The sequence below is a fragment of the Nocardia sp. CDC159 genome (genome assembly GCF_023740735.1).
Classification (GTDB): Bacteria; Actinomycetota; Actinomycetes; order Mycobacteriales; family Mycobacteriaceae; genus Nocardia; species Nocardia pulmonis.
In genome coordinates, this window is sequence record NZ_JAMRXH010000012.1 from 41,624 (window position 1) to 66,845 (window position 25,222).

Genomic DNA, 25,222 nt, shown 5'->3' on the forward strand with positions numbered 1-25,222 from the left:
GCGCGGCTAGGGCAGCGTGCGGGCCGCGGCGGCGGTGTCGCCGTGGAAGGGTAGATCGACCAGTTCGGCCGCGCGCCGGATCGGGCTGTCCGGCGCGAGCACCAGGACCACCGCATCGTCGGCCAGCAGCCGGTCCAGGGCCGCGAAGCCCGCGCTGTCCAGATAGCCGAGTCGGCTGAGTTCGAGCAGTAGCGGCCGCCGACCGGGAAGGGCGGCAATGGATTCGGCGAAATCGTGGGCATTGGTCACGTCGACCTCACCGGTCACCGTGACCGTCGGCGGGGCACTCGCCAGTCCGTCGGTATGTAGTTCGAAGGCGGCTCGGGTCATGGGTGTGCTCCGTTCGCCGGGGTTGGTGCGGTCGCGGTCGGCAGGTCGAACCGCAGGGTAATGCGTGTTCCTCTGTTCGTCCGAACGGTTTCGACGCGGTCGGCGAGACCGTTGATGAGCGTGAGTCCGCGCCCGCGCACCGCCTCGCGATGGCTCGCGGACGAATCGCGGGACCAGCGCCCGGTATCGCTCACGGTCGCGGTCAGATGATCGGCGTGGCGGAAGGCCTCGAGCGACACCGTGCCGCGCGGATCCGAGCCCGCGCCGTGTTCGATCGCATTGGTCACCGCCTCCCCGACCGCCAGCAGGATGTCGTGGCGGCGCTGCGGATCCACGTCGATCTCGTCGATCCAGCGCCGCAACCGATCTCGCAGCGGCGGGACCTCGCTCGGCACGGCGGCGACCACGGTGGCCAGGCTGTCCGGACCCGCGTGGGCGGGCCGCACCACCAGCAGCGCGACATCGTCGGTGTACCCGCCCGGCGGAGCCATCCGCTCGACCAGCTCGTCGCAGACCGCGCCGACCGGCAGCCGGGCGCAGGCGGCGACGGCGGCGCGCAGCCGAGCGAATCCGTCGTCGAGGGTTTCGCCGGGCCGCTCGATCAGGCCGTCGGTGTAGAGCAGCACCAGGCTGCCCGGCGCCAGCCGCTCGTGCCCGGTGGCCTCGGCCCCGGTGGCCCGCCAGGCCGCGATCGGCGGGCGCCGCCCTCCGGTGAGGTAGCGCGCGTGTCCGTCCGGGGTGACCAGCAGCGGGTAGGGATGGCCCGCGCAGGTGTAATCCATTGTGCCGCAATCCGAATCGATCACCGCATAGACGACGGTCGCGCACCGGGCCCCGGCGATACCGGTCGCGTACCGGTCCAGGGTGTCGAGCACCGTCGCCGAATCGGCGGCGGTGAGCGCGGTCGCCGCCAGCGCCGCGCGCAACCGGCTCATCACGATCGCCGCGGGCAGGCCGTGGCCGACCACATCGCCGACCGAGATGCCCAGCCGCGCCGGATCCTCGAGCGGTGCGGCCAAATACCAGTCGCCGCCCACGCGCATGGCCTCACCGGCGGGCTGATACACCCCCGAGACCACCGCGCCGGTGGAGCGGTGATCCAGATCGAGCAGATGTTCCTGAAAGTCGACGGCGATGCGATGTTCGCGCTGCAGCACCCGCACGCGCGCCAGCGCCGATTCGGTCATCTCGGCGGTGCGGGCGAGGACCTCGAGTTCGGTGTCGTCGAACGCCTGCGGCCGCGGCCAGCCCAGCAGCAGCGCGCCGAAGATCCGGCTCGCGTCGTCGCGCAGCGGATGGACGACCAGTGACCGGATGTGGCCGGCCACGTCCTGGGCGAAGTGCTGGTAGCGGCCGTCCAGGGTCGCGATATCGCGCACGACCATCGAATGCCCGCCGCGCACCACCGCCACCACCGGCATCGGCGCGTCGAGGTCCAGCACGTGGTAGCGGTCGCGCAGTTCGGTGGGGAAGTCCCCGGCGTATTCGATGCGCACCCGGTCGGTGTCGGCGTCGAGCACCGCGATGCCGACCGCCGCCGCCGGTGCCGCGTCGATATGCGAATCGCGCAGGGTGGTCAGGATTTCCGCGACGGTCTCGGTGCCCTGCAGCGCGGCGTCGAGCCGGGCCAGCGCGGTTGTGCGCAACACATCGGCGTCGCGTCGGCGCCGCCGGGCCCGCTCTCGCGCCGCCGCCCCGAGCCGCGCCGCGACCCGATCGATCAGCTCCTGCGAGCCGAACGGCTTGGGCAGATAATCATCGGCGCCGTGCGCGAAACCCTCACTGGCCGATTCGCTTCCGGCCCGGGCGGAGAGCATCAGCACCGGGGTCGGGGCCAGCGCCGGGTCGGCCCGGACGGCGGCGACGAACTCGAAGCCGTCCAGGCCGGGCATCATCACATCGGTGACCACCATGTCGGGCCGATGCTCGCGCACCGCGCGCAGGGCCGCCTCCCCGTCGGCCACCAGCATCGTCCGCCAGCGGGTCGACAGCACCCGCGCCAGATGTCTGCGCATATCGGCATTGTCGTCGGCGATCAGGATCAATTCCCGCTTGCCGCCGTCGGGAGGAGCGTCCTCCCCGGTCTCGATCAGCCACTGCCCGGCCTCGGCCACATACGGGTTGTCGGGATCGACCGGCGCGAGGGAGAACTCGACCGGCGCGTCCGCGGCCGCCGCGGGCAGGCGGATCGTCACCGCCGTGCCCCTGTCGAGTTCGCTGTCGATCTCGATCGTCCCGTGCTGCAACTCCACCAGCCCGCGCACCAGCGACAGCCCGATGCCGCTGCCCTCGACGCTGCGGCCGTGCGCGTTGTCGGCCCGGTAGAACCGCTCGAAGAGCCGGTCCAGATCCTTGCGCGAGATGCCGATGCCGGTGTCGCGCACGGTGATCCGGCTGCCGTGCGGTTCGGCGCGCACCTCGACCCGGATCGATCCCTCGAAGGTGAACTTCACCGCGTTGGACAGCAGGTTCAGCACGATCGTTTCCCACATCGCGGTGTCGATCTCCGCCAGCACCGGTGCGCAGTCGATGATCAGCTCCAGCCCGGCGCGCCGGCACAGCTCGGTGAACGACCCGGCGATGTGCGCGGTCAGCGCGCCCACATCCGCGTGCACCGGATCGGCGGTCGCGCGCCCGGCCTCGATGCGGGAGAAGTCCAGCAGCGAATCGACCAGTCGCAGCAGCCGTCCCGCATTGCGGCGCGCGGTGGCCAGCCGGTCGGCCAGCGCATCGTCGGTGGCCTCGGCCAGCGCGTCGTCCAGTGGGCCCAGCAGCAGTGTCAGCGGAGTGCGGAACTCGTGGCTGACGTTGGTGAGGAAGGCCGTCTTGGCCCGGTCGATCTCGGCGAGCGCGTCCGCGCGCTGCCGCTGCTGCTCATAGGACACCGCAGCGGCGAACGCCGAGGCCAGCTGATCGGCAAGTAGGTGACAGAAGGCGAGGTACTGGCTGTCGAGCGGTCGCATCGGATTGATGCCGATCACCGCGGCCCCGGCCGCCGATCCCTCGCCCAGCGCCAGAACGACGGCCTGCCGAACCTCATGCTGCTCGAAAATCGTTGCCAGCCCGGGAATCCTGGCGCGCAGATCCTCGAGTACCACGGTATCGGCCCGCGACCACCGGGTCGGGTCCTGCGCGGTGAACGCGGCCAGCGATCGCGGCAGATGTGCCCGGACCGCCGGTGTCGCTCCGCGCAGGGTGAATTCGGCTGCCTGCTCGTCCCGGGTGTACACCGCGACGAACGGCAGGTCCGCGGGCTGCTGAGCGCAGATCGACACCGCCTCCCGCACCGCCTCGTCGACCGTATGCGCCGCCATGACCGCCGACGCCACGTCGTTGAGCAGATGCAGCCGACGATCGCTCAGCACGCGGTCGGTCGTCTCGTTCACCGCGCAGAAGACACCCGGAATCGATCCGTCGGCCGCGAACAGCGGGCTGTAACTGAAGGTGAAGTACCGCTCCTCGGGCTGCCCGGTGGTGACCAGCGGCAGCATCAGATCCCGCGACCATGTCGATCGCCCGGTCTCGAGCACGCTGCGCAGCATCGGCCCGATCTGATCCCAGATCTCCCACCACACCTCGCGCGCCGGTGCGCCCAGCGCGGCCGGATGCTTGTCGCCCATGATCCAGCTGTAGGGATCGTTGTAGACGAGGAAGAGGTCCGGTTGCCCGATCCACAGCACGATCGGAAATCGCGAGGTCAGCGTCACCGCGACGATCGAGCGCAGCTCGGAGGGCCAGCTGTGCAGCGGCCCGAGCGGATGTGCGGCCCAGTCGAACTCGCCGAGTCGGCGGCCCATCTCCCCACCCAGCGCGATCGCGGCGGCAAGGTCGGCGGGGATGGCCGACTCGTCGCGATGCGTGGGTGCGGAGTTCACGGCTGCGGCTCGGGATCCTCGGGTAGCAGCGCCTTCTCCAGCGTCGGATGGATCTCGAGCACGCTGTCGAGGTTGGTCACCTGCAGCGGCCGCAGCACCCGCGCGTTGTTGGCCACCAGCCGCACCGTCGTCCCCGCCGCCCGGCCCTGCTCGGTACATTCCAGCGCGGCATTGAGGCCCGCACTGCCGAAGTAGGTCACGTTCTCCAGGTCGAGCACCAGCAACTGGCCGGGGTGGGTCGACGCGAGCTGTAACCCCTCGGTCAGCTGTTCGACCAGAATCTGAACGGTGCTGATGTCCACGTCGCCGGCGGCGCGCACGATCACCGCGTCCGCTCCGACCTCGTGGCCTACCGTCAAACGTCGCACCTGAGCCCGCCTCGGTTTTCGAACTGTCGTTGCCGTTGTAGAGATTACGGCTGACCCGCCGAGCGTGTCCGTCGCACCTGCTCGTCGGCGGTCTCCTCGGCGTGAATCCGCTCGTGGACGGTCAGCAGCAGATGGTCGAACGCGCTCTGCACGGTCGGTGGCGCGGGTGGCAGGCTGTCGAGCTCGGCGATCAGGCGAGCCGCCAGGGTGCGCAGCTTGACGTTGGTCTCCTGCGAGCGCCAGCGCAGGACGCGGAAGGCCTGATCGGCGTTGATGCGGTAGATCCGCATCAACACACCCTTGGCCTGTTCGATGACCGCCCGCGCCTCGAACAGTTCGGGCAGGGCCTCATCGAGCACCTCCTGGCGTTCCTCGGCCAGCGTGTGGGTCAGATCGATGTAGTAGCCCGAGGTGCCGACCACCGCGCCGGAGTCGTCGAACATGCGGTCGGCCACCACGATCACGTTGTGGATGACGCCGCGGGTGTCGATGAAGCGGTGTCGGCTGGAGAAGGACTCGCCCGAATGTAAGGCGTAATCGAGCAGATCCTGGACGTGGGCGCGGTCGTCGGGATGTTTGTGCGACAGCAGCAGTTCGGTGGTCGGTGCCACCGAACCCGGCTCGTATCCGTGCATGCGCGCCACCTCGTCGGACCACTCCCAGCGCTGTCCGACGAACCAGAAACGAAAGCTTCCCACCACGGGGCGCTGATCGCCGCCGACCAGCGCGTGCTGGTCGGTCTCGGGAAGGTCTGCGGGCCCCTGCACCCCTGGAGTATCCCACTCGCGCGAGGGCCTCACGAGCGCAGGCATCAAGATTTGCCCACGAGCATTGACTTTTGGCAATGCCGAGTGCTATCTGCTAGCAGTCGGGTCGCGGTACCGCCAGGGCGGCTCTGCCTCGATCGCCTCAATTGTCGGTAACTTGTTGTAGCGCAGCGCTTCTCGCCTCGTAGAGGGCGATTTTGCGGTCCAGGGCGCCGAGGGTCCGCTGCAATTCGGCGATGCGTTCCAGCACCTCCGCGCGGGTCTTGCGAAACATCTCGAGCCGTTGCGGCGTGGTGGCCTCCCCGGCCCGGACCAGTTCGGCGTAGTGCAGCATGTCGGCCACCGACATGCCCGTGCAGCGCAAATGGCCGATCAGGTCCAGCCAGTTCAGATCGCGATCGCTGAAGCGGCGCTTGCCCGAGGCGTCGCGGCCGACGTAGTTCATCAGCCCGATCCGCTCGTACCAGCGCAGGGTGTCGCGGCTGAGCCCGGACTTCTCGGCCACCTCGCCGATCGAGTAGCGGGGCCGGTCCAGCAGATCGTCGTCCAGCTGCTCCGATGTCGTCACAGGAATCCACGGTACCCACCTGGAGCCGGCTCCAAGCAAGCGGCGGCCCTCCGGCCTACGCTGGATGCATGGCAAAGGAGATCGACCGGATGAGGGCGCGTTCGGCCCTGGAGACGGTCAAGGAAAGCCCCGTCATCGCCGTCATCGCGGCGCTGCCGGTCCTGGCCCTGCTGGGCGTGGTCTGGTGGCTCACCAACTGGTTCGTGGCGCTGGTGGTGCTCGTGCTGCTCGGCGCGGTCGTGGTGGTGCGCGGGCGGCTGATCCGCTAGCGCGGGACGTGGAACCGGATCAGGTCGCCGGTTCCGGTGTCCACATCCGCCCACGGCCGGTCGAATTCCAGGACCGCCAGCGCGGAGGTCGGGAATTTACGGCTGAGCGCCACGGCCGCGTCCGAGTTCCGGTCGGCCGCCAATTCCCACGCGGTGGACGGTATCCCGGGGGCGTGCCCGATGAGCAGCAGCGTCTCGATCTCGTCGGCGGTGAGCCGGATCAGCTCGAGCAGCGTGCGCGGTGACGCCTCGTAGATCGAGGGCTCGAACTCCACCGGGGCGGTGATGCCGGTGGCGGTCAGCGTCTCGCGGGTGCGGGTGGCCGTCGAGCAGCGCACGGCGTCGATCGCGGGCTGGGTCGCGCGCAGCCAGTCACCGGCCAGCCCCGCCTCCCGTCGTCCGCGCGGTGCCAGCGGCCGGTCGTGGTCGGCGACGCCCGGCGGATAGCCGGATTTGCCGTGTCGCATGAGGATCAGGGTGCGCGCCATGAGCAATACGGTAAGACCGGCCGCGCCGACAACCGGGCAGGCGTCCGGAGATGTAGCTCACTCTCGAGGCACACTGAAGTGGTGTCACACGGGCCGACCCCACGGCTATGACTGTGACGCATGCCGCGGTCCACCGGGCCGGGGTACCGCCGAGATGTTTCGAGGATCTGCGAGATATGGCCTACGTGATCACGCAGCGCTGTTGCAACGACGCCAGCTGCGTACCCGAGTGCCCGGTCGACTGCATACGTCCGACTCCCGAGCAACCCGAGTTCGCGACGACCGAGCAGCTCTACATCGACCCCGATACCTGTATCGACTGTGGCGCGTGTGTGGATGCCTGCCCGGTGGAGGCCATCTTCTCCGAGGACGATCTGACCGCATCCCTGGCGCGGTTCCGCGATATCAATGCCGCCTACTTCCAACGCCATCCGCTCGAATCCAATTTCGATCCGCTGGTCACCCCGGCGCGGCCGCCGAAGGAGCTGGGCACGCTGCGGGTCGCGATCGTGGGCGCCGGCCCGGCTGCCTGTTATGCCGCGGAGGAACTGCTGCGGCGCGCCGATGTCGAGGTGGAGATGTTCGATCGACTGCCCACGCCGTGGGGACTGGTGCGTGCGGGCGTCGCGCCGGATCATCCCGGGACCAAGACGGTTTCGAACATGTTCGACAGCGCCTTCCGCCGGGATACGCTGCAGTATCACCTGAATGTCGAGGTGGGCAAGCACATCTCGCACGAGGAGCTGATGGCCCATCACCACGCGGTGATCTACGCCGTGGGCGCCTCGACCGACCGCAGGCTCGGGGTGCCGGGGGAGGAGTTGGCGGGCAGCCATTCCGCGACCGAGTTCGTGGCCTGGTACAACGGCCATCCCGATTTCGCCGAGCGCGGTTTCGATCTGTCCGGCGAGCGGGCGGTGATCGTCGGCAACGGCAATGTGGCGCTGGACGTGGCCCGGGTGCTGACGCTGGATCCCGAGGAGCTGGCCAAGACCGATATCGCCGATCACGCCCTGGACGCGCTGCGGCAGAGCAATATTCGCGAGGTCGTGGTGCTGGGGCGGCGCGGTCCGCTGCAGGCCGCCTACACCTCGCCGGAGTTCCTGGCGCTGGGCTATCTGAAGGGGGTGGACGTCGTCATCGACCCGGCCGAGCTGGAGCTCGATCCGGAAAGTCGGGCGCTACTGGACGATCCGGAGGTCGAACCCTCGTTACAGCTGAAATATCAACTGGCCCAGGAGTACGCGGCCAAGGCGCCCACGCCGGGCAACAAGCGCATCGTCTTCCGCTACCTGGCCTCGCCGGTCGCACTGATCGGCGGCGATCGGGTCGAGGCCATCGAATTCGCGCACAACGAACTGATTTCCGAGGGCGGCGCCCTGATCGCCCGCACCACCGACCGCGCCGAGACGATCCCGGCCACCCTGGTCCTGCGCTCGATCGGCTACCGCGGCCAGCCGGTCCCCGACCTGCCCTTCGACGAGCGCGCCGGAATCGTCCCGAACGAGGGCGGCCGGGTGCTCGCCGACGGCGCACCCGTCCCCGGTGTCTACGTCGCGGGCTGGATCAAACGCGGCCCCCGTGGCGTCATCGGCTCCAACCGAGTCGACGCCGCCGAAACCGTCGACCACCTCCTGGTCGACTTCACCTCCGGCAAACTCACCACCCCCACCGGCACCCGCCCGGCCCTGAAATCCCTGCTGTCCGAACGCCAGCCGGATCTGGTGGACCGCGCGGGCTGGAAGGCCATCGACGCCGCGGAACGCTCCGCGGGCAAGTCCGGCGGGCGGCCGCGGGTGAAGTTCACAACTCGCGAGGACCTGCTGAAGGCCTCCCGATCCTGAGGACTCACCGAGCCAGCAAATTGATCAGCAGCCCCGCCCTCGAACACACCGACGGCACATTCGGATCCGCCTGCGCGCGGCAATCCCACCCCTCGACGACCGCACGATCGCTGTCGGAGATCCGGGCAGCATAGGCCGAGGCCACATTGACGGCCTCGGTGCAACCGGCCTGGCCCGCAGGGGTGTTCACCGCGATCACCGTGCGCGTGGCGCCCTCGGCATCGGTGATCGTGCCGCAGTCGACGTCCGCGGTCGGCGCGGGTGACGGCGAAAGCGACGGCGTCGCCGGGCCCCCTCCTCCGCGCAGCCCGATGAACAAGTCGTCTTTGAAGCACACGTGCGGCGTGCCCGGATCCAGTTGCGGTTGACAGGTCCAGCCGTCCACGGCCACCGCATCGCCCGAACGCGGCGTGCCGATATAGTCGGTGGCCACCGTGATCGCCTCGGTGCAACCGACCCGCCCGGCGGCGGTGGCGATCGCGATCACGTTCGCGGACTTGCCGTTCGAGCCCTGCACCGGCCCGCACTCGACATCGGCGAGGCCGGGTTCCGGCGGCGCGGGCCGGGGCGGGACGGGCCGCAGTGTCGGTGGAACCGCCGATGTCGCAGTCGGATTCGAGCTCGCGGCCGCGGTGGTGGTCGAGGTCTTCGCGGAATTGTGGGCGTCGCCGCAGCCGGTCGGTCCGAACAGCAGGGCCGTCGTTACCACGGCGAGCGCGCGGGATGTCGTTCGCACGACAAGCAAACTACGCGCAATCGATCCGATTGTCGCCGAACTCCGGCGCTCAGGTCGGCAGCGGCCCGATCCGAACCGTCGTCGTGGTGGTGCCCCCGACCACGAACCACAGCCGCAGCACGGGATGTCCGGTGCGGTCGCCGGGCTCGTAGCGGCTGCGCACGCTGATGTGCTGGCGGGCCAGCACCGGGGCGATGTACTCGATGACCGCCCGGTGCGGCCCGGCCACGAGCTTCGGAAAATCGACCAGGAAATGCTCCACCGCCTGCCAGTAGGCCGCGTTGTTCACATGATTGAACTGATCGATATCGGTGGCGCGCACCGGAAATGGCAGCTCGGTATCCGATTCCGGCGGCGTCGGATCGTTCAGCCACGGCCGCCAGCGCAATCGCTGCTCGGTCGCGGTGCGGGCCAGATGCGCCAACCCCTCGTCGCTGATCCGGGTGGGCAGATTGGTCATCTCGTTGATATTGATCCAGAAGCCCTCGGTCTCGATCAGCCCGCCGTTGTCACTGCTGATCCGCACCCGCATATTCGTCCAGCGCGTCGACATCGCCGAACACCACCGCCGCAACTGCACCCGGTCCGGCCACAGCACCGGCCGCAACACATCGATCACCGTGCGCCGCACGATCCACTGCGGATCGGTCCGATGGAAGAATCCGGCATGCAATTCCTCCTCCGCGATGTCCTGCAGATATCGCGCCACGGCATCGAACCGCAGCCGACTGTACGGATCCACATCACCAGCCCGGACGGGCCACGCCGAGGCAAAGCCCATGCCCTCCTGGGGAAGCGGGGCGAGTGGCTGATCGAGTGACACTGGTGCTCCTCGCGCTGCACGGTGTGCCGCGTTCTTCGTGCGTGCTGTTGTGACATGACTTTACGGGGCATACGTCACACTGTGACGTCGAGTCGCCTCTACCGACGCGTAGCCGACGCCCGATTTGCCTGTTCGTGAGGAGGCGTGTTCCGGTCAGTAACCGACGTACGAACCGCCGCCGCGCATGGCCGCGATACCCGGCACATTGTCCAGCGAGCCATAGCGGTCGATCGCGTATCGAGTGCCCGCGATGATGTTGTCGACGGGGTTCCAAATATCGTGGTGGCCTGCAATGGCATAGCTGTTGAAGGTGCTGTCGATGGTCTGCATGAGGCCCTTGGACGGGGTGCCCGCGGCCGCGTTGGAGTCCCACAGGTTGATTGCCTGAGGGTTGCCGCCCGACTCGTGCTCGATGATGGCGGCGATGATCGCGGCGTCGGAATCATTGATGGCGTAGCCCTGTTCGCGCAGGATGCGGATGGCCTCGCGGATCCATTCGGCCTGGGTTCCGGTGGGCATCGGACCGACCGGGCCGCCGGACGAGCCGGAGGACAGGGCGCTGAATTCCGTGCCGCTCAGGCCCGTTCCGCCGTGGAAACCGAATCCGCTGGCGCCCGAACCGCCGCCTTGGTAACCGCCCGAGCCGCCGTTGTGGGGCACACTGCCGACCAGCCGGGGAGAGGCGTTCGAGACCGGTGCCCCCGCGGCGGGGCTCACCGCCGCCGGGGCGGTGGCCACGGGGGCGGGATTGGTGACGCCGGTTACCGGGTCGCCCAAAGCCGTTGTCGCGCTTTCGAGTTTGGCCCGCGCGGCATCGACGGCGGCGCTCGCGGTCGTGGCGACGCTTTCGGCCTGGGACAGGGCGCGGGTGAGATCCAGGGTGCGCTGCCCGGCCTCGATGTCCTGGTGCAGGAGCATTTCGGTCTTGCCGGGAGTGCCGTCGGGCAGATTGTCGCGCAACCAGGCTTTGCGGGCTTCGGCGGTCACGGTGCCGTTCGCGGCGACCTCGAACGGGCCGGGCGGGGCCGGGGCGTTCTCGGCGAGATTTCGCAGCTTCAGGACCTCGTCCTTGGTGTGCTGCAGATTCTCCACCTGCTGGGACAGGGCGCCGCGCAACTCCAGCAACGCCTGGCTCACCGCCGAGGCGCGCGTCTTCTCCGTCGTCATCCGGTTCTCGGCGACATCCGCCACCTGCCCGCTCCACCGGCTGTCGGTGCGCAGCTGCTGGGTATCGGTGCAGCCCTTGTTCACGGCCCGGTCCAGATCCGCGCTCAGTGTGGTTATCGCGGCGGCGGCCGTGCTGAGCTGGCTCGGGTTCCACTTCTCGACGTCGGGGATGGTGAGGGTCATCGCTGGAGTCCGATTCGGGTGAGCCGGTCGCGGAACTGCTCGTCGGTGAGCTGGATGGCCCGTCCGGACTGCTCGACGCTTTCGGCGATCTTGGTGAGGCGGTCGCCGATCCGCCGCAGGGCGGCCTCGACCGAGGTCTTGGCCTGGGTGCAGGCCGCGTTCCAGCCGGTGCCGGGCAGGGCCTCGCTCGCCGCGCCCAGACCGGACGGCAGGCCGGTGATACCCTGCGCCTCCGATGTGAGGTTGCGCGCGAAGGTCTGCAGCGCAGCCGGATCCACGATCATGCCGCTACCGGATGGCTGGTCGTTCGCCATGACTCCCCCTCAGGCTCAGTTCAGCGCCTCAGCCTAACAAAACCCGCTCCCGTGGACAGCCCTACGCGAAGAGCGGTTAACTTGTGCGAGCAGTTCCCGGACAGAGAGGTTCGATACATGCGCGCAGCCCAGGTGAGCAAGCTCGAGGGGCCGGAGTCCATCGAGGTCGTCGACATTCCGGAACCGGCCTCGTATCCGGGCGGGGTGGTCATCGATGTGCACGCGGCGGGGGTGGCGTTTCCGGATGTGCTGATGTCGCGCGGGCTGTACCAGATGAAGCCCGAACTGCCCTTCGTGGTCGGCGGTGAGATCGCCGGAATCGTGCGTGAGGCGCCGGAGGACGCGCACGTGCGGCCGGGTGATCGGGTGCTGGCGCTGACGATGCTGGGCAATGCGATGGCCGAGGTGGCGGTGATCCCGGCGCAGATGGTCTTCGCGCTGCCGGACAACATCTCGCTCGTGGCCGGGGCCGGAATCCTGTTCAACGACTTGACCGTCCACTTCTGCCTACGCAATCGGGGCCGCCTGGCCGAGGGGGAGACCGTGCTGGTGCACGGCGCGGCGGGCGGCATCGGCACCTCGACGCTGCGCATGGCCGCCGCGCTGGGCGCGGGCCGGGTGATCGCGGTGGTGAGCACCGAGGAGAAGGCCCGGGTGGCGCGGGCGCACGGCGCGACCGATGTGGTGCTCACCGAGGGCTGGCTGGCCGCGGTCAAGGAACTGACCGGCGGCCGCGGCGTGGACATCGTGCTCGACCCGGTCGGCGGCGACCGCTTCACCGACAGCCTCCGCTCGCTGGCCCGGGGCGGGCGACTGCTCGTGGTCGGCTTCACCGGCGGCGAGATCCCCACGGTGAGGGTGAATCGCCTGCTGCTCAACAACATCGAGGTGGTGGGCGCGGCCTGGGGCGAGTGGGTGCTGTCGCATCCGGGCTATCTGCAGCAGCAGTGGGCCGAGGTGGAACCGCTACTGGCCGCGGGCCGGATCGCCCCGCCCGAGCCGGTCCTCTACCCGCTGGAGCGGGCCGCCGAGGCGGTCGCCTCGCTGGAGAATCGCACCGCCACCGGCAAGGTCGTGGTGACGCTGCGCTGAGAAGGCGGCGAAACTCGTCGGTCGCCCGACTTATGCTGCCTGCCATGCCGACCGCCCCGCCGATCTGCGCGCGGGCGTGATTACCCGAAAGGCCGCCCATGACCGCCGATCTCGTGCCCAACCGGGTGCTCAATCGCACCCTGCTGGACCGTCAGCATCTGCTGCGCCGGTCGACGCTGACCGCGGCGCGGATGTGCGAGCATCTGGTCGGCCTGCAGGCCCAGGACGTGCCGCCGCCGTTTATCGGATTGTGGAGCCGCATCGCCGATTTCGACCCCGCGGCCGTCTCGGCCGGCCTGACCGAGCGCACCCTGGTCCGGCTCACGCTGATGCGCGGCACGATTCACCTGGTCACCCCCGCCGACGCCGTGCGCATCGCCCCGCACATCCAGCCCGAGCTCGAAAAGGTCCCGTTCCGTAAGGGTTTCAACTACGGCGCGATGGTCGGCCTCGATCCCGAACAGGTGCGCGCACACGGTGAACAGGTGCTCGGCGACGAGCCGATGTCGGCCGCCGAGTTGCGCGCCCACGCCGCGCGGCTGTATCCCGACCGCGATCCGGGCGCGGTCGTGCAGACCTGGCTCTACCAGCTGCCGGTGCTGCAGACCCCGCCGCGCGGTGTGTGGAAGAACAACAGCCGCCCGGTCTGGTCGCGCATCCAGCCCTGGCTCGGTGCGCCGCTGGAGCCGGATTATCCGCTGGAAGAGCTGGTCATTCGCTATCTGCGCGCCTTCGGCCCGGCCACCACCATGGACGTGCAGACCTGGTCGAAGCTGTTGGGCATCAAGGAGGCGATCACCCGGCTCGGTGACCGCGCGCGCACCTACACCGACGAGCGCGGCCGCACCCTCTACGACGCCGCCGACGCCGAACTCGCCGATCCGGATCTGCCCGCGCCGGTCCGCTTCCTCGGCTGGTACGACAATCTCGTGCTGTCGCATCAGGACCGCAGCCGGGTGCTGCCGGACCCGGCGGCGCCCCCGCGGGGTCTGGCCGCCCAGGTCTCGCCAATCCTGGTCGACGGGTACGTCGCGGGCTACTACAAGATCTTCGCCGACCGCGACCGCGCCCGGCTGCGCATCGTGCCGAGCCGGGCGTGGTCGCGGGCCGAATGCGAGGAGGTCGAGGCCGAAGGCCATGCGCTGCTCGGATTTCTGGAGGCCGACAGGCAGCCCAGCGTCGAAATCCTCGCGCCCGGCGCGGATCTGCGGATCTGACTCAGGATCCGGAGTTGCGATAGGCGGGCGCCTTGCTCGTCCCCGCGGGGGTGAGCGTGCGCAGCAGCGGCAGCGTGCGGTGGGCGACCACCGTGGACAGCACGATCACGCTGTGCGAACGCACCACGGCCGCACTGCGATCGATGCTCAGCAGCACCGCCTGCAGCCCCGCGTGCGATTCGGCGCCGATGCGGCACAGCACATCCGCCGAACCCGTGGTGGCGTACGCCTCCAGCACGCCCGGAATCGATTCCAGATCGGCGGCGACCGCCTCGAGGGCGCCCTGGGCGATCTCCAGGGTCACGAAGGCTTGCACATCGAACCCGGCCGCGGTCACATCGATATGCGGGTCGTAGGAGGCGATCACCCCCGCCTCCTCCATGCGGGCGATCCGCGATTGGACCGTTGCCCTGGCCACCCGGGTGCGGCGGGACAGTTCGAGAATGCCCGCCTTCTGGTATTCGTGCATGGCCGACAGGATTGCCAGGTCCAGTTCGTCCAGCTTCGCGACAGTGCGACCCATTGCCTCTTCCTCAGTTCGCGGTGTTCTATTCAAATTGTCCAGCACACCGGCCGACTTGGTGACGTATTTCACCACGGTGTCTAAAGAATTTCGGTGATATTGCTCAGTCTTGCGGTCCGACGATTACCTAGATGCATGACTACCGAGCACCTTCCCAGGGACACCCGGTCCGCAGTGCCCAGCGATGACGAGCTTCGCGTCCTCGTCGGCTTGGTCGATCACGATCCGGACAGCGATCCGTTCCCCGTCATCGGCTGGGACGCGGTGGTGTGGGTGGTCGGGAACGCCACCCAGACCGCGCACTACATGCAGTCGGCCTTCGGCATGCGGCTCGAGGCGTACTCCGGCCCGGAGACCGGCAACCGCGATCACAAGGCGTTCGTATTGCGCAGCGGCAGTGCGCGATTCGTGATCAAGGGCGCGGTCGATCCGGAGAGTCCGCTGGTGGGTCACCACGATCGGCACGGTGACGGCGTCGTCGACATCGCCCTCGAGGTGCCCGATGTGGACAAGTGCGTCGAGCAGGCCCGCAAGGAGGGCGCGACGATCCTGGTCGAGCCGCACGACGAGTCCGACGAGTTCGGCACCGTCCGCACGGCCGCGCTGGCCACCTACGGCGAGACCCGGCACACCCTGGTCGACCGGTCCCGCTACGAGGGCCCGTATCTGCCCGGCTATGTGGCCCGCCAGTCCAGCTACGAGCCGCGCGAGGGCGCGCCCAAGCGGCTGTTTCAAGCCATCGATCACGTGGTCGGCAATGTCGAGCTCGGCAAGATGGACGAGTGGGTGGAGTTCTACCGCCGCGTCATGGGCTTCCAGAACATGGCCGAGTTCGTCGGCGACGATATCGCCACCGAATACTCCGCGCTGATGAGCAAGGTGGTGGCCAACGGCAACCACCGGGTGAAGTTCCCGCTCAACGAGCCGGCGGTGAGCCGCAAGAAGTCCCAGATCGACGAATACCTCGAGTTCTACCGCGGCCCGGGCGTCCAGCACATCGCCCTGGCCACCGGCGACATCCTCGCCACGGTCGACGAGTTGCGCCGTCAGGGTGTGGAATTCCTGTCCACCCCCGACGCCTACTACGAGGATCCGGAGCTGCGCGCCCGCATCGGCCGCGTCCGGGTGCCGGTGGAGGAGTTGCAGTCCCGCGGCATCCTGGTCGACCGCGACGAGGACGGCTATCTGCTGCAGATCTTCACCAAGCCGATCACCGACCGCCCGACCGTCTTCTTCGAGCTCATCGAGCGCCACGGCTCCCTCGGCTTCGGCAAGGGCAACTTCAAGGCCCTGTTCGAGGCGATCGAGCGCGAACAGGAGGCCCGCGGCAACCTCTGACCGGCCCGCGTCCCCGCCGAACGGGGCCCGAATCCCAGTAGAGTTCGGGGTATGCGGAGGATCTCGGCGGCGATCGTCTCGGGTACGGCTATCGCGGCGCTGCTGACGGCATGCTCGGGCGACAAATCCAAAAGTGACGACACGCCGGTGCGGCCACCGATGAAGGTGGCCGCACTCGGTCCGTTCGTGGGGGAGTGTGGCCATGTCACCGATGACGAGGTGCGTGACATCGGCGGACTGGGGCAGGTCACCCACGTGTTCAAGAACTCGGTCGGATGCAACTGGCAGGGCGGGGGGATCAGCGGCCCGACCGTCACCTTCGCCTCCTATCGCGGCAGTCCGATCGAGCGGGAGCGCGCCTGGGTGACCGTGCAGGGGCGTAATCCGGAGACGATCGATGTCGGCGGCAAGAGCGGATTCCAGGCGTCCGACCCGCTCGCGGGCATCTGCGACCTGGCGGTGCAGTTGGGCGACGACTTCTTCGAGTGGTCCACCTACCTGGGCATGTACGCGCAACCCACGGCGAACCTGTGCGAAAAGAACCGGAAGCTGGCCGAGCTCACGATTGCGCGGCTGAAATGAGGGGCGCGATGAGAGTACGAATCGCGGCGGTGGGCCTGGCCGCGGTGGCCGTCGCGGTGACGGCCGCGGGCTGCGGTCGCACCGTTCCCGGTACTGCCCAGCCCGCCGGTGGCGGCGGTGGCGGAGTGAACATGAACTTCGACAAATTGCTGCGCGAATGTGATGTGGTGGCGCAGGACCAGATCGCCAAGCTGTCCGGGGCGCAGGACGTGGTGTCCAGCTTCAACGGCGCGGTCTGCATGTACACGCTGTCCGGCGCGCCCGGCGGCGACGGCATGGCCACGCTGAACTGGTACGAGATGGGCACGCTGAGCAACGAGAAGCAGAACAACGACCGGCTCGGCTATGTGACCACCGATATGAACGTGCAGGGGCGGCGGTCGCTGCAGGTGCGTCGGCCGAACGACGCGGACTCCTGCGGGGTGATGGCACCGGCCGCCGACACCGGGATCATCGGATGGTGGCTCAACTATCGGCCCGGCGGGCATCCGGATCCGTGCGATGTCGCGCAAAAGCTGGCAGAGTTGACGTTGAACCTCGCCCGATAGACCGCATAACCACCCGGCCCGTCGCCTATCACGGGGCACCCGCTTTTGCCCCCCGCCGCGCCGACGGGTATCGTGGATCGCTGTGCCCGGCACATGCGGGCAAGCTTGTGTGCAGGACGTAAGCCAGCGAGAGCGGCCGACCGTTTCAGCGTGCCCGAAAAGACCGGTACGCGCTGCGCGCGACACGCCCGACCTCGGGACGCGAGGAACGCGGCTCGGGCGGGCGAGTGAAAGCTCGATGACAGTGGAGTGAACGGACAGGCCCGGAGGCGGCAGCTTGCGTAACCACGCAGGGCCCGAGTGAGCTCCACCGACAACAACAGACATGAAGAGTTCCAGACACCTGGTTACTGAATAAGGAAAGCCGGTATATGCCAACCATCAACCAGCTGGTCCGCAAGGGTCGTCGCGACAAGGTCGCGAAGACGAAGACCGCGGCCCTGAAGGGGAGCCCGCAGCGTCGTGGCGTGTGCACCCGCGTGTACACCACGACCCCGAAGAAGCCGAACTCCGCGCTGCGTAAGGTCGCGCGTGTTCGCCTGACCAGCCAGGTCGAGGTCACGGCCTACATCCCGGGCGAGGGCCACAACCTGCAGGAGCACTCGATGGTGCTCGTCCGCGGCGGTCGTGTGAAGGACCTTCCCGGTGTGCGCTACAAGATCATTCGCGGTTCGCTCGACACCCAGGGTGTGAAGAACCGCAAGCAGGCCCGCAGCCGCTACGGCGCCAAGAAGGAGAAGAGCTAATGCCGCGCAAGGGCCCCGCTCCCAAGCGTCCCCTCATCAACGATCCGGTGTACGGTTCGCCGCTGGTCTCCCAGCTGGTGAACAAGGTGCTGCTGGACGGTAAGAAGTCGATCGCCGAGCGCATCGTCTACGGCGCCCTCGAGCAGGCGCGGGAGAAGACCGGCACCGATCCGGTCGTGACCCTCAAGCGCGCGCTGGACAACGTCAAGCCCGCCCTCGAGGTCAAGCCGCGTCGTGTCGGTGGCGCCACCTATCAGGTGCCGGTCGAGGTGCGCCCCGGGCGCGCCAACACCCTGGCCATGCGCTGGCTGGTGAACTTCGCGCGGCAGCGTCGGGAGAAGACCATGGTCGAGCGTCTGGCCAACGAGCTGCTGGACGCCAGCAACGGTCTGGGCGCTTCGGTGAAGCGTCGCGAGGACACCCACAAGATGGCCGAGTCCAACCGGGCCTTCGCGCACTACCGCTGGTGATCCGTCACCCGGCCCGCCGGTGAAGGAACGGCGCCGGGAGGCGAGTCACAGTCGGGCGTGGCACTTCGGCGCCACGCCCGACGTTGAAAAAGTGATGGCCTCGAGCTTCTGAAACGGAGCCAGGGTCGTTCCCGTAAATCCCAACTAGCTACGAGCGGGGAAGATTTCCGTGGCACAGGACGTGCTCACCGACCTCGAGAAGGTCCGCAACATCGGCATCATGGCCCACATCGATGCCGGCAAGACCACGACAACCGAACGCATCCTCTTCTACACCGGTATCACCTACAAGATCGGTGAGGTTCACGACGGCGCGGCCACGATGGACTGGATGGCCCAGGAGCAGGAGCGCGGCATCACGATCACGTCGGCCGCGACGACCTGCTACTGGAAGAACAACCAGATCAACATCATCGACACGCCGGGCCACGTCGACTTCACGGTCGAGGTGGAGCGCTCGCTGCGCGTGCTCGACGGTGCGGTCGCCGTCTTCGACGGCAAAGAGGGCGTTGAGCCGCAGTCCGAGCAGGTCTGGCGGCAGGCCGACAAGTACGACGTCCCGCGCATCTGCTTCGTCAACAAGATGGACAAGCTGGGCGCCGACTTCTACTTCACCGTCCAGACCATCAAGGACCGTCTGGGCGCCAAGCCGCTGGTCATTCAGCTGCCGATCGGCGCGGAGGACTCCTTCGAGGGCATCGTCGACCTGGTCGAGATGAACGCCAAGGTGTGGCGCGGCGAGACCAAGCTCGGTGAGCAGTACGAGGTCACCGAGATCCCGGCCGATCTGCAGGAGAAGGCCGAGCAGTACCGCCAGGAGCTGCTCGAGGCCGTCGCCGAGTCGGACGAGGAGCTGCTCGAGAAGTTCCTCGGCGGCGAGGAGCTCTCGCTCGAGGAGATCAAGGGCGCGATCCGCAAGCTGACGGTCAACTCGGAGCTCTACCCCGTGCTCTGTGGCTCGGCGTTCAAGAACAAGGGCGTGCAGCCCATGCTCGACGCCGTGATCGACTACCTGCCGAACCCGCTGGACGACGGCGGTACGGACGGCCACGTGCCGAACAAGGAAGACGAGATCATCCACCGCAACGCGGATGTCAACGAGCCGTTCGCGGCGCTGGCGTTCAAGGTCGCCACGCACCCGTTCTTCGGCAAGCTGACCTACGTCCGCGTGTACTCGGGCAAGGTCGACTCCGGCGCCCAGGTCATCAACTCGACCAAGGGCAAGAAGGAGCGCCTGGGCAAGCTGTTCCAGATGCACTCCAACAAGGAGAACCCGGTCACCGAGGCGCAGGCCGGCCACATCTACGCGGTCATCGGCCTGAAGGACACCACGACCGGTGACACCCTGTGCGATCCGCAGAACCAGATCGTGCTGGAGTCCATGACCTTCCCGGATCCGGTCATCGAGGTCGCCATCGAGCCGAAGACCAAGGCCGACCAGGAGAAGCTGGGCACCGCCATCCAGAAGTTCGCGGAGGAGGACCCCACCTTCAACGTGAAGCTGGATCAGGAGACCGGCCAGACCGTCATCGGCGGTATGGGCGAGCTGCAGCTCGACATCTATGTCGACCGCATGAAGCGCGAGTTCAAGGTCGAGGCCAACATCGGCAAGCCGCAGGTGGCCTACCGCGAGACCATCACCAAGAAGGTCGAGAAGCTCGAGTACACCCACAAGAAGCAGACCGGTGGCTCGGGTCAGTTCGCGCGCGTCATCATCTCCCTCGAGCCGTTCGTCGGCGAGGACGGCGCGACCTACGAGTTCGAGAACAAGGTCACCGGTGGTCGCGTGCCGAAGGAATACATTCCGTCGGTCGACGCGGGCATCCAGGACGCCATGCAGTACGGTGTGCTCGCTGGTTACCCCCTGGTGAATGTGAAGGCCGCTCTGCTCGACGGCGCCTACCACGAGGTCGACTCCTCGGAAATGGCATTCAAGATCGCCGGCGCGCAGGCCCTGAAGGAAGCGGCCCGCAAGGCCGGTCCGGTGATCCTCGAGCCCCTGATGGCCGTCGAGGTCACCACGCCCGAGGACTACATGGGCGAAGTGATCGGCGACCTGAACTCCCGCCGTGGTCAGATCCAGGCCATGGAGGAACGCAGTGGTGCCCGTGTCGTCAAGGCGCTGGTTCCGCTCTCGGAGATGTTCGGTTACATCGGTGACCTGCGGTCGAAGACCCAGGGCCGGGCGAACTTCTCCATGGTGTTCGATTCGTACGCGGAGGTTCCGGCCAACGTGTCGAAGGAGATCATCGCCAAGGCGACCGGGGAATAATCCGGGCGCTGAACCACCCAATCCCCGCGTATGCGGGGGTGATCCTTACAAACCGCACTGCTGCTTAGCAAGCACCAACAAGTCCAGGAGGACATCAAGTGGCGAAGGCGAAGTTCGAGCGGACGAAGCCCCACGTCAACATCGGCACCATCGGTCACGTCGACCACGGCAAGACCACGCTGACCGCGGCGATCACCAAGGTGCTGGCTGACAAGTACCCGGACCTGAACGAGAGCTTTGCGTTCGACCAGATCGACAAGGCTCCCGAGGAGAAGGCTCGTGGTATCACGATCAACATCTCCCACGTCGAGTACCAGACGGAGAAGCGGCACTACGCCCACGTTGACGCTCCGGGTCACGCCGACTACATCAAGAACATGATCACCGGTGCCGCCCAGATGGACGGCGCGATCCTGGTCGTGGCCGCCACCGACGGCCCGATGCCGCAGACCCGTGAGCACGTGCTGCTCGCCCGTCAGGTCGGCGTGCCCTACATCCTGGTCGCGCTGAACAAGTCGGACATGGTCGACGACGAGGAGATTCTCGAGCTCGTCGAGATGGAGGTCCGCGAGCTGCTGGCCTCGCAGGAGTTCGACGAGGACGCCCCGGTCGTGCGCGTCTCCGGCCTGAAGGCCCTCGAGGGCGACGCCAAGTGGGCCGAGTCCATCCTCGAGCTGATGAACGCGGTCGACGAGTCGATCCCGGACCCGGTTCGTGAGACCGACAAGCCGTTCCTGATGCCGATCGAGGACGTCTTCACGATCACCGGTCGTGGCACCGTCGTCACCGGTCGTATCGAGCGCGGCATCATCAACGTCAACGAGGAAGTCGAGATCACCGGCATCCGCGAGAAGACGCAGAAGACCACGGTCACCGGCGTCGAGATGTTCCGCAAGCTGCTCGACCAGGGCCAGGCCGGCGACAACGTCGGTCTGCTGCTGCGCGGCCTCAAGCGTGAGGACGTGGAGCGCGGCCAGGTCGTCATCAAGCCGGGCACCACGACCCCGCACACCGAGTTCGAGGGCCAGGCGTACATCCTGTCGAAGGACGAGGGCGGCCGCCACACCCCGTTCTTCAACAACTACCGCCCGCAGTTCTACTTCCGCACCACCGACGTGACCGGCGTCGTGACCCTCCCCGAGGGCACCGAGATGGTCATGCCGGGCGACAACACCGAGATGAGCGTCAAGCTCATCCAGCCGGTCGCCATGGAAGAGGGCCTGCGCTTCGCCATCCGCGAGGGCGGCCGCACCGTCGGCGCCGGCCGGGTCACCAAGATCATCAAGTGATCTTGTCCTTCCTCGGAAGGTAAGCACCACGAAAGGGCCGCTCCCGAAAGGGAGCGGCCCTCTTCGTATTCGGGGTCCGGGATCAGGACGGTTCGGTGGCGGCCAGGAGGGCCTCGGCGAATTCGCGCATTTGGGTGGCGCCGCCGAACCAGGCGGAGACGAGGTCTACGGCCGTGGTGCGGGTGCGGCGGGCGGCCTGGACGAAGTCCTCGACAGAGGCGTCGCCGGATTCGGCCTTCTTGGCCACGGTTTCGAGGTTGTGGCTGGCCAGCAGGAGGCGCATGACCAGGTGGATGTCGACCGTGGTGGGGGCGTCGTCGAGGGGGGTGGTGTGGCGGTGGGCGCTGCGGCGGGTGGGGGTCGGGTCGGCGGCGCGGCGGGCGGTGGGGGTTTCCGGGCGCGGTGCGGATTCCACGGTGGTGCGGCGGGGCGGGGTGGGGTCGGAGGCGCGGTGGCCGGAAGAGGTGTCCGGGCGCGGGGCGGGTTCCGCGGGGATGCGGCGGGCCGGTTCGGTGGGTGGGCGGTAGCCGTTCTCCTCGAGCAGGCGGGCGAGTTCCGCGGCGGATCGGTGATTGGTCTCCTCGGCGCGGTGCGCATTCTCCGTGGGCGATTGGGTCTCGGGGCGGAGTGGGGCGGATTCGGTCGAAGTTCGCGAATCCGGCCGAATCGCAACCGAATCCGGGGGTGAGCCCATTGATTCCGCACGGGCCGTGGGGGTTTCGGCACGCGGGGTGGTCGTAGGGGTGGCCCCGGTGGCCCACGGCGATCCGACGTCGGGCTGGGTCCAGTGCACGCCGCTGTCATGGATCGGGCTGGTCCGGCCGGTCGGGCTGTCGTAGCCGGTCAGGGCGCTCGTCGATGCCGGTCCCGAGTCGTTCACCGGATGGGTGAGGCGATATCCCTCCGGCCGGGAACGGTTCGGCTCTCCGAAGCTGGCGAAGTCGGCATCGGTCATAGTGGCCAATGCTAGGCCAGGGCGTCCCGTCGCGCCGTAGGCCCAACGAGTGAGTCCGATTGCGGCAGCGATTTGTCACTGACACCGCGCCCGCGGAAATTCAGCAGTCGCTCGGCGCGGGCTCACCGCGAAATCGCGCATCGAGCCAGTTCACCATGGACGGCACGCCCAGCACGGCCGCCGAGAGATGCTCCGGCGACGGATTCGATTCCGTTCGCAGCCGCACGCCCGCGGCACAGTAGCGCCGATTCGTGTTATCGATCGCATCCAGGGGTATGAGTGGATCCGAGGCCGAATGCCATTCGAAGATCGGCATGGTGGGCACGCCGTCGAACAGCTCCAGGCTGTTCTCCCGCAGCACCTGCCAGGCCTCGGGCCGATCGACGAGCGAGGTGTTGGCGGCGAAATCCAGCACGCTGTGACCGGCTCCGGTCGCGAGGATTTCGTTGGTGCAGCCATTGGCCATGGCATTGCGGGCCGCGAGGCCGCGGCTGTTCATATAGTCGCTGATCGGCAACCGATCCGGATATTCGCGCTCCAAACCGATCGCCGCGGCCATCGCCAGCCCGAACGCCGGATGCGGATTGGTCCACAGCGCCCGGACCATGGTCTCCAGATTCATCGGCACCCCGCCGATGGCCGCACCGGCGATATCCAGCTCCGGCGCATAACTCGGTTGCAGCGCCGCGGCCCACGCCGTCGCCATGCCGCCGCCGGAATAGCCCGCCATCGTCACCGGGCTGCGCCCGGCCTGCAACTGCGGCACCCGCTTGACCGCGCGAATCCCGTCCAGCGTGATCTGCCCGCCCAATCGTGCCGCGCCGTAGGCGAATTGCGGCCCCAGATGATCGGGTAGGGCCACACTCCACCCGCGCAGCAGCAGGGCGTTGAGCGCCGGTGCCTCCCGGACCGCCAGATTCGGATCGCCGGTGTAGAGCACATGCGATACCGCGCACTGCGTCCCCAGCCCGTTGATGATGTGCTGATAGGACAGCAGCGGCCCGTCCGGGCGGTGACCGAACGGGGTCAGCACGGTCGTGGTGGCCGCGATCGGGTCGCCGTGGGAGTTGGTGGAGCGGAACTTGACCAGTGTGACGCTGGTGCCCGGGAAGGACAGCAGCATCGGCATCGGCCGCACCGCGAGCACCTCACCCGGCGCATACGCCGCTATATCCCCGGGCGTCGCGTAGAAGGGGTCCGGATCGGGTGTCGGATAGAGCGGTTGCGCATCGGCCGCAGCGGGCGTGAGCAGGCCGAACAGGAGACCGGACAGACCGGCCAGCAGCCGGCCGATGTGCTTGCGCTTGCGAACCGAACCCGGACTGGTCACACCTATAACCTCCACGGCAACTTTTCAGCTACGGAAGACTGGCCAGTCGTATTCAAGTGCCGAATGCGCGCGAGGCCACGCGACACGCCGTGCCGAAACAAGGCGGATTGGGGCGTGTCGAGAACGGGCGATCAGCCCAGCTGAGTCATCCCCGCCGCGATCACCTGAGAGATGTTGAGGATCTCCTCGGCGGTGGGCAGCGTCAGACCGTCGAGCGCATGCAGCCGATCGGTGGTCGCGATCGCCAGCATCGCCGACACCCACGCGCCCGCGCAGGCGCGCAGCGTGCCGGGGCGCACCGGCCCGGGCGCGCTGGCGGCCAGCACCCGGGTGGTGATGTCGAGCAACTGATCGCGCATGCGGCGCAACTGCCTTCGCACATCGGGATGGGTGTCGGCCTCGCGCCACATGATGACGCGCAGCACCGACGAGTGATGGTCGCGCAGGTTGAGCGCGGCGTCCAGATTCACCAGGCTCCGAGCCGGATCACCCGGTGTCACAACGGTTTCGATATCGTCGATCGGTGGGGTCGGCACGCGCTCGGCCATCAGCGCCGACAGGATCGACTCCTTGGTCGGGAAGTAGTAGAAGACCAGCCCCTTGGGCACCCCCGCGTCCGTGGCGATGGCCGCCGTCGCCGTGGCATCGAAACCGTATGTGGCGAACAGGTTTTCGGCCGCGTCCAGAATGAGCTGACGGGCGTCGCCGTCGACCTTGCGGCTCCGGCGACGCCCCGCTCGATGGGGTTTGGGCATCGGCATCAGTGGGCCGTGTGCAGCCGCCCCGCCACCTGCGGCAGTGCCGCCACCGCCACCACGACGGTCAGCACGCCCACGATCCACGCCGTCCACGACGCGCCATTGTAGGCATCGAAGTTCATCACCCACGGGGAGATGAACAGCAGCACCCCGAACAGGCCCATCGCATAGTCCAGACCGGCCATCGCCGGACGCGCGATCTGCGCCAGACCGGTCAGTGCGATGAGCACGCCTAGGACGACCAGCGTCCATACCGCCCGATTGTTGGTGTCGACCCAGATGGGGGACAGGGCGGCGAAGGCGCCGAGTACGACCGCGATGAAGTCCTGCGCGCGGCTATCGGTGAACATCATGTGCCTCCTCGTAGGCA

Annotated in this window: 26 protein-coding genes; 11 read left to right on the forward strand and 15 right to left on the reverse strand. The window is 68.0% G+C overall.

Translation table 11 applies throughout. The features are described 5' to 3' along the window. Positions 1-6: 6 nt before the first annotated feature. The 5 genes from NDR87_RS24425 to NDR87_RS24445 form a co-directional block, all read right to left on the reverse strand. Positions 7-330, reverse strand: coding sequence for an STAS domain-containing protein (locus NDR87_RS24425; RefSeq protein WP_251912970.1), 324 nt, complete (start codon positions 328-330; stop codon positions 7-9). Further along, the gene (locus NDR87_RS24430) at positions 327-4,205 is read right to left on the reverse strand and encodes a SpoIIE family protein phosphatase (RefSeq protein ID WP_251912971.1); all 3,879 of its coding nucleotides are present in this window, start codon (positions 4,203-4,205) and stop codon (positions 327-329) included. Before NDR87_RS24430 ends, NDR87_RS24425 begins: the two co-directional genes overlap by 4 nt. After that, positions 4,202-4,573, reverse strand: a complete 372-nt coding sequence (locus NDR87_RS24435; RefSeq protein WP_251912972.1) for an STAS domain-containing protein — start codon at positions 4,571-4,573, stop codon at positions 4,202-4,204. Before NDR87_RS24435 ends, NDR87_RS24430 begins: the two co-directional genes overlap by 4 nt. A gap of 44 nt (positions 4,574-4,617) precedes the next feature. Then, positions 4,618-5,340 carry a PAS and ANTAR domain-containing protein gene (locus NDR87_RS24440; RefSeq protein WP_372494172.1) on the reverse strand — a complete coding sequence of 241 codons (723 nt, stop codon included), beginning with the start codon at positions 5,338-5,340 and terminating at the stop codon, positions 4,618-4,620. 142 nt (positions 5,341-5,482) lie between these two features. Beyond that, on the reverse strand, positions 5,483-5,908 hold the full coding sequence (locus tag NDR87_RS24445; protein WP_251912973.1) for a MerR family transcriptional regulator: 426 nt from the start codon (positions 5,906-5,908) through the stop codon (positions 5,483-5,485). A 68-nt stretch (positions 5,909-5,976) separates the two neighbouring features. Here NDR87_RS24445 and NDR87_RS24450 point away from each other — a divergent pair, with 68 nt between their 5' ends. Beyond that, positions 5,977-6,177 (forward strand): hypothetical protein, encoded by a 201-nt coding sequence (locus tag NDR87_RS24450; RefSeq protein WP_251912974.1) that lies wholly within the window; start codon positions 5,977-5,979, stop codon positions 6,175-6,177. Here the strand turns inward: NDR87_RS24450 and NDR87_RS24455 are convergent. After that, positions 6,174-6,665 (reverse strand): histidine phosphatase family protein, encoded by a 492-nt coding sequence (locus NDR87_RS24455; RefSeq protein WP_251912975.1) that lies wholly within the window; start codon positions 6,663-6,665, stop codon positions 6,174-6,176. The genes NDR87_RS24450 and NDR87_RS24455 overlap by 4 nt on opposite strands. Before the next feature lie 176 nt (positions 6,666-6,841). Here NDR87_RS24455 and NDR87_RS24460 point away from each other — a divergent pair, with 176 nt between their 5' ends. Further along, positions 6,842-8,509: an FAD-dependent oxidoreductase gene (locus NDR87_RS24460; RefSeq protein WP_251913258.1), complete on the forward strand. Its 1,668-nt coding sequence runs from the start codon at positions 6,842-6,844 to the stop codon at positions 8,507-8,509. Between the two features lie 4 nt (positions 8,510-8,513). Here the strand turns inward: NDR87_RS24460 and NDR87_RS24465 are convergent, their stop codons facing one another. The 4 genes from NDR87_RS24465 to NDR87_RS24480 all read right to left on the reverse strand — a co-directional run bounded on the left by NDR87_RS24465 (position 8,514) and on the right by NDR87_RS24480 (position 11,732). Next, the gene (locus NDR87_RS24465) at positions 8,514-9,245 is read right to left on the reverse strand and encodes a hypothetical protein (RefSeq protein WP_251912976.1); all 732 of its coding nucleotides are present in this window, start codon (positions 9,243-9,245) and stop codon (positions 8,514-8,516) included. A 49-nt stretch (positions 9,246-9,294) separates the two neighbouring features. Beyond that, complete coding sequence (locus NDR87_RS24470) at positions 9,295-10,068, reverse strand: acyl-ACP thioesterase domain-containing protein (protein ID WP_251912977.1); 774 nt, start codon at positions 10,066-10,068, stop codon at positions 9,295-9,297. Positions 10,069-10,221: 153 nt separating this feature from the next. Beyond that, positions 10,222-11,418 (reverse strand): transglycosylase SLT domain-containing protein, encoded by a 1,197-nt coding sequence (locus NDR87_RS24475; RefSeq protein WP_251912978.1) that lies wholly within the window; start codon positions 11,416-11,418, stop codon positions 10,222-10,224. Then, a complete protein-coding gene (locus NDR87_RS24480; protein ID WP_251912979.1) occupies positions 11,415-11,732 on the reverse strand; it encodes a type VII secretion target in 318 nt (105 codons plus the stop codon). Before NDR87_RS24480 ends, NDR87_RS24475 begins: the two co-directional genes overlap by 4 nt. Before the next feature lie 117 nt (positions 11,733-11,849). Here NDR87_RS24480 and NDR87_RS24485 point away from each other — a divergent pair, with 117 nt between their 5' ends. Together NDR87_RS24485 and NDR87_RS24490 are read left to right on the forward strand one after the other, a co-directional pair. Further along, positions 11,850-12,824 carry an NADPH:quinone oxidoreductase family protein gene (locus NDR87_RS24485; RefSeq protein WP_251912980.1) on the forward strand — a complete coding sequence of 325 codons (975 nt, stop codon included), beginning with the start codon at positions 11,850-11,852 and terminating at the stop codon, positions 12,822-12,824. 98 nt (positions 12,825-12,922) lie between these two features. After that, positions 12,923-14,041, forward strand: a complete 1,119-nt coding sequence (locus tag NDR87_RS24490) for a winged helix DNA-binding domain-containing protein (RefSeq protein WP_251912981.1) — start codon at positions 12,923-12,925, stop codon at positions 14,039-14,041. A 1-nt stretch (position 14,042) separates the two neighbouring features. Here NDR87_RS24490 and NDR87_RS24495 read toward each other — a convergent pair whose 3' ends face one another. After that, entirely contained in the window at positions 14,043-14,564 is a 522-nt protein-coding gene (locus tag NDR87_RS24495) for an Lrp/AsnC family transcriptional regulator (RefSeq protein WP_251912982.1), read from the reverse strand. A gap of 135 nt (positions 14,565-14,699) precedes the next feature. On the opposite strand from NDR87_RS24495, the gene hppD reads away from it, so the two are divergent. From hppD to tuf, 7 genes are all read left to right on the forward strand, one after another. Further along, a complete protein-coding gene (gene hppD, locus NDR87_RS24500; protein WP_251912983.1) occupies positions 14,700-15,902 on the forward strand; it encodes a 4-hydroxyphenylpyruvate dioxygenase in 1,203 nt (400 codons plus the stop codon). 51 nt (positions 15,903-15,953) lie between these two features. Next, the gene (locus NDR87_RS24505; RefSeq protein ID WP_251912984.1) at positions 15,954-16,484 is read left to right on the forward strand and encodes a DUF3558 domain-containing protein; all 531 of its coding nucleotides are present in this window, start codon (positions 15,954-15,956) and stop codon (positions 16,482-16,484) included. 8 nt (positions 16,485-16,492) lie between these two features. Further along, positions 16,493-17,032 (forward strand): DUF3558 domain-containing protein, encoded by a 540-nt coding sequence (locus NDR87_RS24510; RefSeq protein WP_251912985.1) that lies wholly within the window; start codon positions 16,493-16,495, stop codon positions 17,030-17,032. 371 nt (positions 17,033-17,403) lie between these two features. Next, positions 17,404-17,778 carry a 30S ribosomal protein S12 gene (gene rpsL, locus NDR87_RS24515; protein ID WP_011211612.1) on the forward strand — a complete coding sequence of 125 codons (375 nt, stop codon included), beginning with the start codon at positions 17,404-17,406 and terminating at the stop codon, positions 17,776-17,778. Then, positions 17,778-18,248 (forward strand): 30S ribosomal protein S7, encoded by a 471-nt coding sequence (gene rpsG, locus NDR87_RS24520; protein WP_195110305.1) that lies wholly within the window; start codon positions 17,778-17,780, stop codon positions 18,246-18,248. Before rpsL ends, rpsG begins: the two co-directional genes overlap by 1 nt. A gap of 169 nt (positions 18,249-18,417) precedes the next feature. Then, on the forward strand, positions 18,418-20,520 hold the full coding sequence (fusA, locus tag NDR87_RS24525; protein ID WP_251912986.1) for an elongation factor G: 2,103 nt from the start codon (positions 18,418-18,420) through the stop codon (positions 20,518-20,520). A 98-nt stretch (positions 20,521-20,618) separates the two neighbouring features. Beyond that, a complete protein-coding gene (gene tuf / locus NDR87_RS24530) occupies positions 20,619-21,809 on the forward strand; it encodes an elongation factor Tu (protein WP_251912987.1) in 1,191 nt (396 codons plus the stop codon). Between the two features lie 82 nt (positions 21,810-21,891). Here the strand turns inward: tuf and NDR87_RS24535 are convergent, their stop codons facing one another. The 4 genes from NDR87_RS24535 to NDR87_RS24550 form a co-directional block, all read right to left on the reverse strand. Further along, positions 21,892-22,764 (reverse strand): hypothetical protein, encoded by an 873-nt coding sequence (locus tag NDR87_RS24535; RefSeq protein WP_251912988.1) that lies wholly within the window; start codon positions 22,762-22,764, stop codon positions 21,892-21,894. 100 nt (positions 22,765-22,864) lie between these two features. After that, the gene (locus NDR87_RS24540; protein WP_372494183.1) at positions 22,865-24,049 is read right to left on the reverse strand and encodes a lipase family protein; all 1,185 of its coding nucleotides are present in this window, start codon (positions 24,047-24,049) and stop codon (positions 22,865-22,867) included. A 176-nt stretch (positions 24,050-24,225) separates the two neighbouring features. Beyond that, on the reverse strand, positions 24,226-24,855 hold the full coding sequence (locus tag NDR87_RS24545) for a TetR/AcrR family transcriptional regulator (protein WP_372494173.1): 630 nt from the start codon (positions 24,853-24,855) through the stop codon (positions 24,226-24,228). After that, positions 24,855-25,202, reverse strand: coding sequence for an SPW repeat protein (locus NDR87_RS24550; RefSeq protein ID WP_251913260.1), 348 nt, complete (start codon positions 25,200-25,202; stop codon positions 24,855-24,857). Before NDR87_RS24550 ends, NDR87_RS24545 begins: the two co-directional genes overlap by 1 nt. Positions 25,203-25,222: the final 20 nt, after the last annotated feature.